We start from the raw sequence: 11751 nt of genomic DNA on the forward strand, positions 1-11751 counted from the left end.
GGGCGTTAAGAAAAGCACCTTTACCGGCTATTTACCTTGGACTTACAACTTTTAACTTCTGACCTTAGGGGCTGCGCTATCTGCCTAAGCCGCTGACGCTCAAATAAAAACGGCCTGGACTAGGCCAGGCCGCAAGCATGCATCACGCGTGTTACTGCCACACGACAGTCATGCGCAGAAAAAGTTACTTCAGAACAGCCAGGGCTGCTTCGTAGTTGGGTTCTTCGGCGATTTCCTTGACCAGTTCGCTATGCAGCACGTTGTCGTTTTCGTCCAGCACCACGACAGCGCGAGCGGTCAGGCCTTTGAGCGGGCCGTCGGCAATCGCCACACCGTAGTCAACGGCGAAATCCGAATCACGGAAATCCGACAGGTTCTTCACGTTTTCCAGGCCTTCGGAGCCGCAGAAACGCGCCTGAGCGAATGGCAGGTCGGTGGAGATGCACAGCACCACGGTGTTGGCTACATCGTTGGCCTGGGCGTTGAACTTGCGCACCGAAGTCGCGCAGGTTGGGGTATCAACGCTTGGGAAGATGTTCAGCACTTTGCGCTTGCCGGCAAACGTGGCCAGGGTGGCGTTGGACAGGTCGCCGGCGGTCAGGGTGAAGTCTGCGGCTTTGGCGCCGACTTTCGGCAATTCGCCTTCAACCTGGACCGGGTTGCCTTTAAGGGTGACTTGAGCCATGAACGGAATCCTTATGCTGGGTTTTGGTTAAACGAATTCGAGAGGCCGAAGTTAACCACAAAGTACGGTGGCTACCTACCGCCAGACACAAATTGTCACGCCACTTGGTTGTGGTTTAATTGCGCGTTTTTCGCCTGCCCTTCAAGGAAACCGTTGTCGATGAATCAGCCCGCCACCAAAGTCTTGGTCATTGGTTACGTCTGGCCGGAACCCCGCTCCTCAGCCGCAGGCGGGCACATGATGCAAATTCTCGAGAGTTTTCTTACGCAAGGTTGGGACATTACGTTCAGCAGCCCTGCCACCATCGGCGAGCACAAGGCAGACTTGCCCGCGCTCGGGATCGCGGAATGCGCCATTGAACTGAATAACAGCAGCTTCGACGACTTTATCCGCGAACTGGCCCCGGATATCGTGCTGTTCGACCGTTTCATGATGGAGGAGCAATTCGGCTGGCGCGTGGAGAAATGCTGCCCCGACGCCCTGCGCGTGCTGGAGACCTCCGACCTGCAAAGCCTGCGAGACGCACGCCATCAGCGTTTCAAGGAGCATCTGAAAGCCCGGCCTGACAGCGACGACTTCAGCGCGCTATTCGCCCCGTCGCTGGAGGAAGAATTCCAACGCATGGCCGACACCGACCTGGCCAAGCGCGAAATCGCCGCGATTTACCGCTGTGACATCAGCCTGATGATCTCCGACGTGGAAATCCGCTTGCTCACCGAGCAATTCAAAGTGCCCGCCGCGCTGCTGCACGGGTGCCCGCTGATGTTGCAGCCGCCCACCAGCGCTTTTGCGCCCTTTGAAGACCGTGCGCACTTCATCAGCATCGGCAACTTCCGCCACGCACCCAACTGGGATGCGGTGCTATGGATGAAGAACAGCCTGTGGCCGCTGATCCGCCTGCAACTGCCGGGCGCCCAGTTGCATATCTACGGGGCCTACACCCCGCCCAAGGCCACCGCCCTGCACAACCCGGCCCAGGGTTTTCATGTGATGAACTGGGCCGAAGATGCGCTGCAAGTGATGACGGCGGCGCGCATCTGCCTGGCGCCGCTGCGCTTTGGCGCGGGGATCAAGGGCAAGTTGGTCGATGCAATGCTGTGCGGCACGCCCAGTGTCACCACGCCCATCGGTGCCGAGGCCATGGGTGATGACCAGCCCTGGGCCGGTGTGATCGAACACGATGCCCCGGCCCTGGCCGCCGCTGCCGTCGCCCTCTACCAGGACCGCGAGCGCTGGACCCAGGCCCAGGAACACGGGCGCCAGCTCCTGGCCCGGCGCTATGACCAGAACCTTCACGGGCCAGCACTGGTGGAGTGCCTGGAGCAGTGCCGTCGCAACCTCGCCGCCCATCGCCGGGATAACTTCACCGGCAGCATGCTGCGCCATCACGCGCATAAAAGTACGCAATACATGTCCCAGTGGATCGAGGCAAAAAACCGCAACGTATAAACCCCGGTGCTGGCGAGGTCGTGCGCGAGGGGGCATTATCCTACGCAGCAACCACAATAAAGCGACGGCAGCATGACCCGAGCAACGCGCATAACCGACCCTTCCTACGAGCTGATGGATGATCACAACGGTCTATCCATCATCTATCGCCAGCATGGCTTCCCCTGCCCGCTGGTGCGCTGGCATTTCCACAAGGAATACGAGCTGCACCTGATCGTCGCCAGCTCGGGCAAGGTGTTTATCGGCGATTACATCGGCAACTTCTACCCCGAAAGCCTGTTCCTCACCGGCCCCAACCTGCCCCACAACTGGATCAGCCAGGTGGAGGAAGACGAAGTGGTGCCCAAGCGCGACATGCTGGTGAACTTCACCGATGAGTTGTTCGAGCAAGGCAGCCACACGTTTGCCGAACTCAAGAGCCTGGCACCGTTGCTGGAGCGCGCGCAGTACGGCATCGAATTCCGCTGCAAAAAGACCATCGCCCAGGCCATGACCCTGATGCAACGCATCGAAGACGCCCGAGGCATGGCACGCCTGGGGCACTTCTTTATCCTGCTGGAGGTGTTGAGCGCCTGCGAGGACTACCAACTGCTGTCCGGCGTGACCACGCCACAATTCGCCGACGAACACAGCATCGACCGCACCAACCGCGCAGTGGACTACATCTTTGCCCACTACGCCCGGGAGTTGCCGCTGGAGGAAGTCGCGCAATACCTAGGCATGAAGCCGACATACTTTTCCCGGGTATTCAAGCAGGCCACCGGGCGCACCTTTATTGAATTCGTCAATCGCCTGCGCATCAGCAAGTCCTGCGAGTTGCTGGCCGATGGCGATAAGGCCGTGACGGATGTGTGTTTTGAATCGGGCTTCAACAACATTTCCAACTTCAACCGGCGTTTTCAGCAGCTTAAAGGCATGACCCCTTCCCACTACCGGCGCTTGGCCGTGCAGCGGCTTACTGAGCAGAACCTCGCTTGAAATCGTTCCAGCCACTTTCACGCAGAGTGCAAAAAAGTATCAGTGCAAGTGCGCCCAAGGATTTGTCACAACCCCCGATTCAAGGCTGTAATCAACGCACACTCTTCCTGGCTACCTGTAGGAAGACACAACAACAATAACTGTCATTCCGTAGCCCCCTGGGCGCGGAAATGGAGTGCGCGATGAAGTTCACAGCAAAAGCTCTGCTTGCCTCTACGTGTATGACCCTCAGCGCCGTCAGCTTTGGCGCGCAAACCCTGACCATTGCCACCGTCAACAACAGCGACATGATCCGCATGCAGAAGCTCTCGAAAACCTTCGAGGCCGAGCACCCGGACATCAAGCTCAATTGGGTGGTGCTTGAAGAAAACGTACTGCGCCAACGCCTGACTACCGACATCGCCACCCAGGGCGGGCAGTTCGATGTGTTGACCATCGGCATGTACGAAGCCGCACTCTGGGGCGCCAAGGGGTGGCTGGAGCCGATGAAAGATTTGCCGGCTTCCTACGACCTCGACGATGTGTTCCCTTCGGTGCGTGACGGTTTGTCGGTCAAGGGCTCGCTGTACGCCCTGCCGTTCTATGCCGAAAGCTCCATCACCTATTACCGCACCGACCTGTTCAAGGACGCCGGGCTGAGCATGCCCGAGCACCCGACCTGGACCCAGATCGGCGAATACGCGGCCAAGCTCACCGACAAATCCAAAGAGCAATACGGCCTGTGCCTGCGCGGCAAAGCCGGTTGGGGTGAGAACATGGCGCTGATCACCACCCTGGCCAACGGCTACGGTGCGCGCTGGTTCGATGAGAAGTGGCAGCCGCAATTCAACGGTCCCGAGTGGAAGGACGCGCTGAACTTCTACGTCGACAACATGAAGAAATCCGGCCCGCCGGGTGCGTCCAGCAACGGCTTCAACGAAAACCTCGCGCTGTTCAACAGCGGCAAGTGCGCGATCTGGGTAGATGCCAGCGTGGCCGGTTCGTTTGTTACCGACAAGAGCCAGAGCAAGGTGTCCGAGCATGTCGGCTTTACCTTCGCGCCGCACGAGAAGACCGACAAGGGCACTTCGTGGTTGTATTCCTGGTCCCTGGCGATCCCGACCAGTTCCAAGGCCAAGGACGCCGCCAAGGTGTTCACCAGTTGGGCGACTTCCAAGGAATACGGCCAGCTTGTGGCCAAAACCGATGGCATCGCCAATGTGCCGCCCGGTACGCGTAAATCCACCTACAGCGACGAGTACATAAAGGCCGCACCGTTCGCCAAGGTGACACTGGAATCGCTGAAAGTGGCGGACCCGACCAAGCCCACCGAGAAACCGGTGCCGTATATCGGTATCCAGTTGGTGACCATTCCTGAGTTCCAGGCGATTGGTACCCAGGTCGGCAAGTTCTTCTCCGGCGCGCTGACCGGCCAGCAGACGGTCGATGCCGCATTGACCGCCGCGCAGACCACCACCGAGCGTGAAATGAAGCGGGCTGGTTACCCCAAATAACCCAGCCACACCACCGTCAAAGGTGGGAGGGGGCTTGCTCCCGATAGCTATCTACCAGTTGATGACTGTGTGGCTGATACACCGCTATCGGGAGCAAGCCCCCCCCACATTGACCGCGCTCCGATTCGTATCCGACTGGTCTTGATCCTAATGAATACACCCGCCAAAAACCGCCTGGCCAACCCCGGCTGGTTCCTCGTCAGCCCCTCGGTGGCCTTGTTGCTGCTGTGGATGATCGTGCCGCTGGGCATGACCCTGTACTTTTCGCTGATCCGCTACAACCTGCTCTACCCGGGCGAAAACCAATTCGTGGGGCTGGAGAACTTCACTTACTTCATCACCGATTCGGGCTTCCTGCCCGGCGCCGCCAATACCCTGTTGCTGGTGGGCAGCGTATTGCTGATCAGCGTGGTGTTCGGCGTGTTGATCAGTGCCTTGCTGGAGGCCAGTGAATTCCTGGGGCGTGGCCTCGTACGGGTGATGCTGATTTCGCCATTTTTCATCATGCCCACCGTCGGCGCACTGATCTGGAAGAACCTGATTTTCCACCCGGTGTCGGGGATTCTCGCCGCCGTGTGGAAGTTCTTCGGTGCCGAGCCGGTGGACTGGCTCGCGCATTACCCGCTGCTGTCGATCATCATCATTGTCTCGTGGCAATGGCTGCCCTTCGCGATCCTGCTGCTGATGACTGCCATGCAGTCCCTGGACCAGGAACAAAAGGAAGCCGCACGCCTGGACGGTGCCGGTGCCATTGCGATCTTCTGGCACCTGACCCTGCCCCACCTGGCCCGCCCGATTGCCGTGGTGGTGATGATCGAAACCATCTTCCTGCTCTCGGTGTTCGCGGAGATCTTCACCACCACCAACGGTGGGCCGGGCTACGCCTCGACCAACCTCGCCTACCTGATCTACAACCAGGCGCTGGTGCAGTTCGACGTGGGCATGGCTTCGGCCGGCGGCTTGATTGCCGTGGTCATCGCCAATATCGCGGCGATCATCCTGGTGCGGATGATCGGCAAAAACCTGACTGACAAGCCTTGAGGGCCGCGCCATGACGCTTCAACAATCCCGCCGCCTGCAAAGCCTGTTGCTCGGCACGTTGGCCTGGGCCATCGCAATCCTGATTTTCTTCCCGATTTTCTGGATGGTGCTGACCAGCTTCAAGACTGAAATCGACGCGTTCGCCACCCCGCCGCAGTTCATCTTCACGCCGACGCTGGAGAACTACCTGCACATCAACGAACGCAGCAACTACTTCGCCTACGCCTGGAACTCGGTGGTGATTTCGTTCAGCGCCACCGCCCTGTGCCTGCTGATCTCGGTGCCGGCCGCCTACTCCATGGCGTTCTACGAAACCAAGCGCACCAAGGGCACGCTGCTGTGGATGCTGTCCACCAAGATGCTGCCGCCGGTGGGCGTGCTGATGCCGATCTACCTGCTGGCCAAGAGCTTTGGCCTGCTGGATACACGCATTGCGCTGATCATCATCTACACGCTGATCAACCTGCCGATTGTGGTGTGGATGGTTTACACCTACTTCAAGGACATCCCCAAGGACATCCTCGAAGCCGCGCGCCTGGACGGTGCCACCCTGTGGCAGGAAATGGTCCGCGTACTGCTGCCGATTGCCAAGGGTGGCCTGGCCTCCACGGTGCTGCTGTCGTTGATCCTGTGCTGGAACGAGGCGTTCTGGTCGCTGAACCTGACCTCGTCGAGCGCCGCACCGCTGACCGCACTGATCGCCTCCTACTCAAGCCCCGAAGGCTTGTTCTGGGCCAAGTTGTCTGCCGTGTCGACCCTGGCCTGCGCGCCGATCCTGATCTTTGGCTGGATCAGCCAGAAACAGCTGGTGCGCGGTTTGTCCTTCGGCGCCGTCAAGTAACGGTCTCTTATAAAAATTGCACAACGGAGGCCCATCATGGCCAACCTGAAAATCAAGAATCTGCAAAAAGGCTTCGAAGGCTTCTCCATCATCAAGGGCATTGACCTGGAAGTGAACGACAAGGAATTCGTGGTGTTTGTCGGCCCGTCGGGCTGCGGTAAATCCACCCTGCTGCGCCTGATCGCCGGCCTGGAAGAAGTCAGCGAAGGCACCATTGAGCTGGATGGCCGCGACATCACCGAAGTGACCCCGGCCAAGCGTGACCTGGCCATGGTGTTCCAGACCTACGCCCTGTACCCACATATGAGCGTGCGCAAGAACATGTCGTTTGCCCTGGACCTGGCCGGTGTCGACAAGAAGCTGGTGGAGAGCAAGGTCAGCGAAGCGGCGCGCATCCTCGAGCTCGGCCCGTTGCTGGAACGCAAGCCCAAGCAACTGTCCGGCGGCCAGCGCCAGCGTGTGGCCATTGGCCGGGCAATTGTGCGCAACCCGAAGATCTTCCTGTTCGACGAACCGCTGTCCAACCTCGACGCCGCCCTGCGCGTGCAGATGCGCCTGGAACTGGCGCGCCTGCATAAAGAACTGCAAGCGACCATGATCTACGTGACCCACGACCAGGTCGAAGCCATGACCCTGGCCGACAAGGTGGTAGTGCTCAACAGTGGCCGTATCGAACAGGTCGGCTCGCCGCTGGAGTTGTACCACCAGCCGGCCAACCTGTTTGTCGCGGGCTTTCTTGGCACGCCGAAGATGGGTTTCCTCAAGGGCAAGGTCACCCGCGTCGAAGGCCAAGGCTGCGACGTGCAACTGGATGCCGGCACCCTGATCAGCCTGCCCTTGAGCGGTGCCACCTTGAGCGTGGGCAGCGCGGTGACCCTGGGCATTCGCCCGGAACACCTGGAAATCGCTTCGCCTGGGCAAACCACCTTGACCGTCACCGCCGACGTTGGCGAGCGCCTGGGCAGCGACACCTTCTGCCATGTTGTCACCAGCAATGGCGAGCCGCTGACCATGCGGATTCGCGGCGACATGGCCAGCCAGTACGGCGAGACGCTGCACCTGCACCTGGACCCGGCGCACTGCCATCTGTTCGACACCGACGGCGTAGCAGTGGCCCGCCCACTGCGCGCAGCCGCCTGATCCCGCGAGTATTGCCAGATGAAACTGAATAAATACAACCTCACGCAACTGGCGCCGGAGGTGAAAATCCCGGCCTACGCGATTGCCGACACACGCCAGGGCATCGCCCACATTGGCGTCGGTGGTTTTCACCGCGCCCACCAGGCGTATTACACCGATGCCTTGATGAACACCGGCGAGGGCCTGGACTGGAGCATCTGCGGCGTCGGCCTGCGTGCCGAGGACCGCAAGGCTCGCGACGACCTCGCTGGCCAGGACTACCTGTTCACCCTGTATGAACTGGGCGACACCGACGACACCGAAGTGCGTGTCATCGGCGCCATCAGCGATATGCTACTGGCCGAAGATGGCGCCCAGGCACTGATCGACAAACTCGCCAGCCCACAGATTCGCATTGTCTCGCTGACCATCACTGAAGGCGGCTACTGCATCGACGACAGCAACGGCGAGTTCATGGCCCATCTGCCGCAGATCCAGCATGACCTGGCGAACCCGACGGCACCGAAAACCGTGTTCGGCTTTATCTGCGCTGCGCTGACCCAGCGCCGCGCTGCCGGTACTCCGGCCTTCACGGTGATGTCCTGCGATAACCTGCCGCACAACGGCGCCGTCACCCGCAAGGCACTGCTGGCCTTCGCCGCCCGGCACAACGCCGAGCTGCATGACTGGATCAAGGCCAACGTGAGCTTCCCGAACGCTATGGTCGACCGCATCACACCGATGACCAGCACCGCACATCGCCTGCAACTGCATGACGAGCACGGTATCGACGATGCCTGGCCGGTGGTGTGCGAGCCGTTTGTGCAGTGGGTGCTGGAAGACAAGTTCGTCAACGGCCGCCCGGCCTGGGAAAAGGTCGGCGTGCAGTTCACCGCTGACGTCACGCCTTACGAAGAGATGAAAATCGGCCTGCTCAATGGCAGCCACCTGGCCCTCACTTACCTGGGGTTTCTCAAGGGTTATCGGTTTGTGCACGAGACCATGAATGACCCGCTGTTCGTGGCCTACATGCGTGCCTATATGGACCTGGACGTCACCCCGAACCTGGCACCGGTGCCGGGCATCGACCTGACGGCGTACAAACAGACCCTGGTGGAGCGCTTTTCCAACCAGGCGATTGCCGACCAATTGGAGCGCGTATGTTCCGATGGCTCGTCGAAGTTTCCCAAGTTCACCGTGCCGACCCTCAATCGCCTGATTGCCGATGGGCGCGAGACGGAGCGTGCCGCGTTGGTTGTTGCCGCCTGGGCCTTGTACTTGAAGGGTGTGGATGAGAATGGCGTGAGCTATGCCATCCCCGATCCACGGGCCGAGTTTTGCCGGGAGCTGGTGACGGATGACGCGCTGATCAGCCAGCGCTTGCTCGGGGTGGAAGAGATTTTTGGTACGGCCATTCCCAAATCCGCGGCGTTCGTGGCAGCGTTCGAGCGGTGCTATGCAAGCCTGCGCGACAAAGGCGTCACCGAAACCCTTAAGTACCTCCTGAAGAAACCGGATTAACAATGTGGGAGGGGGCTTGCTCCCGATGGCGGTGTATCAGTCAAATATCCTTCACTGACCCACTGCTATCGGGGGCAAGCCCCCTCCCACATTTTGGCTGCATTACCAATCCAGAAAAATAACACTGCTGAGCACTCCACCATGACCCAGCAAAACCTCTACCTCGGCATCGACTGCGGCACCCAGGGCACCAAGGCCATCGTCCTCGACGCGTCCAGCGGCAAGGTGCTGGGCCTGGGCGCCGCCGCGCACACGCTGATCAGCGGCGCCAATGGCCGCCGCGAGCAACACCCCCATGAATGGCTGGACGCCTTCACTGAAGCCACCCACCGCGCCCTGCAACAGGCCGGCGTGGATGGCCAGGACATCCTCGGTATCGGCGTGTCCGGCCAGCAACACGGCCTGGTGTTACTGGACGAGCAAGGTCAAGTGTTGCGCCCGGCCAAGTTGTGGTGCGACACCGAAACCACGCCCGAGAATGACCGCCTGCTGCACCACCTGGGCGGCGAGAGCGGGTCGCTGGAGCGCCTGGGCGTGGTGATCGCGCCGGGCTACACCGTGTCCAAGTTGCTCTGGACCCGCGAACAGCACCCGGACGTATTTGCGCGCATTGCCCATATCCTGCTGCCCCACGATTACCTCAACCACTGGCTCACCGGCCGCGCCTGCGCCGAGTACGGCGACGCCTCGGGCACCGGTTATTTCAACGTGCGCAGCCGCACATGGGATGTGGCGCTGCTTAAGCACATCGACCCCAGCGGCCGCCTGGAAGCCGCGCTGCCGCTGTTGATCGAAGCCGACCAAGCCGTGGGCATCATCCTCCCGGCCATCGCCGAACGCCTGGGCATCAACCCCAACGCCGTGGTGTCCAGCGGTGGTGGCGACAATATGATGGGCGCCATCGGCACCGGCAACATTGCCCCTGGCGTGATCACCATGAGCCTGGGCTCATCGGGCACCGTCTATGCATTTGCTGACCAGCCCAACGTCAGTCCGCAGCCGTCGGTGGCAACCTTTTGCTCATCGACTGGCGGTTGGCTGCCGCTGATCTGCACCATGAACCTGACCAACGCCACCGGGGTGATGCGCGAACTATTCGAACTGGACCTGGAGGCGTTCAACGCCCTGGTCGAGCAGGCGCCGATAGGTGCCGATGGGGTGAGCATGCTGCCGTTTCTCAACGGTGAGCGCGTGCCCGCCCTGCCCCACGCCACCGGCAGCCTGCAGGGCCTGACCATGACCAACCTGACCCGCGCCAACCTGTGCCGCGCCGTGGTCGAAGGCACCACGTTCGGCCTGCGGTATGGCCTCGACCTGCTGCGCCAGACCGGCCTGCAAAGCCAGAGTATCCGCCTGATCGGCGGCGGCTCGAAAAGCCCGGTGTGGCGGCAGATGGTCGCCGACATCATGCACACCGAAGTGGTCTGTACCCAACAGAGCGAAGCCGCCGCCTTGGGCGCGGCGATCCAGGCGGCCTGGTGCCAGAGCGGTGAATCCCTGGCCAGCCTGTGCGACAAGTGCGTGAGCATCGATACGGCCAGCCGCACCTTGCCGGTGGCCGAGCGTGTCAGCGCCTATCAACAGACGTATGAGCGTTATCAACAGCACGTGGCATCCCTTTAAGAGCGAACGACTATGTACCTGGTTTGTGGTGAAGCGCTGTTTGATTTTTTCAGCGAGGAGGATGCCAGCGGGCAGGCCGCCAAGCTCAATTACAAGGCGATTGCCGGTGGCTCGCCGTTCAACGTGGCGGTCGGGCTGCGCCGCCTGGGCATTGAGTCCGGGTTCTTCGCCGGTATCTCCAATGACTACCTGGGCCGACGCTTGCTGCAGGTGCTCAAGGACGAAGGCGTCAGCGAACGCTTCCTGGTGGCGTTCGACGCGCCAACCACCCTGGCGATGGTGGCCGTCGGTGCCAATGGTTCACCGCAATACAGCTTCCGTGGCGAAGGTTGCGCAGACCGTCAATTAGCGTTGGCGCACCTGCCGCACTTGGGCGATGAAGTACGTGGGCTGCATATCGGTTCGTTCTCGCTGGTGGTACAGCCGGTTGGTGACACCCTGCTGAACCTGGTCAAGCGCGAAAGCGGCAAGCGCTTGATCAGTCTCGACCCCAACGTGCGCCTTAACCCGCAGCCGGATATCCAGCTGTGGCGAGCGCGTGTGGCGGAACTGGCGCAGCACGCCGACCTGATCAAGGTCAGCGACGAAGACCTGCACCTGCTCTACCCCGATCAATCGCCGGAAAGCGTGTTGCACGGCTGGCTGCAACACCGTTGCCAACTGGTGTTCCTCACCCGTGGCGGCGACGGCGCTTCGGTGTTCAGCCGCCAGCACGGCACCTGGTCGCAACCTGCGCTCAAGGTGGTGATGGCCGATACGGTCGGCGCCGGCGATACCTTCCAGGCCGCGCTGATTGCCTGGCTGACAGAGCAACAACTGGACTCAGTGCAAGGGTTGCAACAGCTGAGCCGTGAGCAGATCGACGCCATGCTGGGGTTCGCGATTCGGGCTGCCGCATTGACCTGCGGCAAGACCGGCCCGGACCTGCCCTATCGCCACCAATTGGGCTGAGTCAGTCGCGGAAGAAATCAATGTGCCATCACGCAGCCCAGGTATTCCGT

The 11751-nt window shown here is 60.9% G+C and carries 10 protein-coding genes; 9 read left to right on the plus strand and 1 reads right to left on the minus strand.

Going from position 1 to position 11751, the window contains the following annotated elements:
- Nucleotides 1-184: 184 nt before the first annotated feature.
- Nucleotides 185-685: a thiol peroxidase gene (tpx, locus tag FRT59_RS19545; RefSeq protein ID WP_034119405.1), complete on the minus strand. Its 501-nt coding sequence runs from the start codon at nucleotides 683-685 to the stop codon at nucleotides 185-187.
- A 159-nt stretch (nucleotides 686-844) separates the two neighbouring features.
- Here tpx and FRT59_RS19550 point away from each other — a divergent pair, with 159 nt between their 5' ends.
- From FRT59_RS19550 to FRT59_RS19590, 9 genes are all read left to right on the plus strand, one after another.
- Nucleotides 845-2134 (plus strand): glycosyltransferase, encoded by a 1290-nt coding sequence (locus FRT59_RS19550; RefSeq protein WP_153872098.1) that lies wholly within the window; start codon nucleotides 845-847, stop codon nucleotides 2132-2134.
- Between the two features lie 72 nt (nucleotides 2135-2206).
- Nucleotides 2207-3112, plus strand: a complete 906-nt coding sequence (locus tag FRT59_RS19555; RefSeq protein ID WP_153872099.1) for an AraC family transcriptional regulator — start codon at nucleotides 2207-2209, stop codon at nucleotides 3110-3112.
- Nucleotides 3113-3294: 182 nt separating this feature from the next.
- Complete coding sequence (locus FRT59_RS19560; protein ID WP_153839930.1) at nucleotides 3295-4605, plus strand: ABC transporter substrate-binding protein; 1311 nt, start codon at nucleotides 3295-3297, stop codon at nucleotides 4603-4605.
- A gap of 150 nt (nucleotides 4606-4755) precedes the next feature.
- Nucleotides 4756-5646 (plus strand): carbohydrate ABC transporter permease, encoded by an 891-nt coding sequence (locus FRT59_RS19565; RefSeq protein ID WP_034119401.1) that lies wholly within the window; start codon nucleotides 4756-4758, stop codon nucleotides 5644-5646.
- A gap of 10 nt (nucleotides 5647-5656) precedes the next feature.
- Nucleotides 5657-6487: a carbohydrate ABC transporter permease gene (locus FRT59_RS19570; protein WP_153839931.1), complete on the plus strand. Its 831-nt coding sequence runs from the start codon at nucleotides 5657-5659 to the stop codon at nucleotides 6485-6487.
- A gap of 36 nt (nucleotides 6488-6523) precedes the next feature.
- Complete coding sequence (locus FRT59_RS19575; protein WP_034119399.1) at nucleotides 6524-7627, plus strand: ABC transporter ATP-binding protein; 1104 nt, start codon at nucleotides 6524-6526, stop codon at nucleotides 7625-7627.
- Nucleotides 7628-7645: 18 nt separating this feature from the next.
- A complete protein-coding gene (locus tag FRT59_RS19580) occupies nucleotides 7646-9127 on the plus strand; it encodes a mannitol dehydrogenase family protein (RefSeq protein ID WP_153872100.1) in 1482 nt (493 codons plus the stop codon).
- Between the two features lie 141 nt (nucleotides 9128-9268).
- A complete protein-coding gene (gene xylB / locus FRT59_RS19585; RefSeq protein ID WP_153872101.1) occupies nucleotides 9269-10750 on the plus strand; it encodes a xylulokinase in 1482 nt (493 codons plus the stop codon).
- A 12-nt stretch (nucleotides 10751-10762) separates the two neighbouring features.
- Nucleotides 10763-11701: a carbohydrate kinase family protein gene (locus FRT59_RS19590; protein WP_153872102.1), complete on the plus strand. Its 939-nt coding sequence runs from the start codon at nucleotides 10763-10765 to the stop codon at nucleotides 11699-11701.
- Nucleotides 11702-11751: the final 50 nt, after the last annotated feature.

The sequence above is a fragment of the Pseudomonas haemolytica genome, from assembly GCF_009659625.1.
GTDB classification, from domain to species: domain Bacteria; phylum Pseudomonadota; class Gammaproteobacteria; order Pseudomonadales; family Pseudomonadaceae; genus Aquipseudomonas; species Aquipseudomonas haemolytica.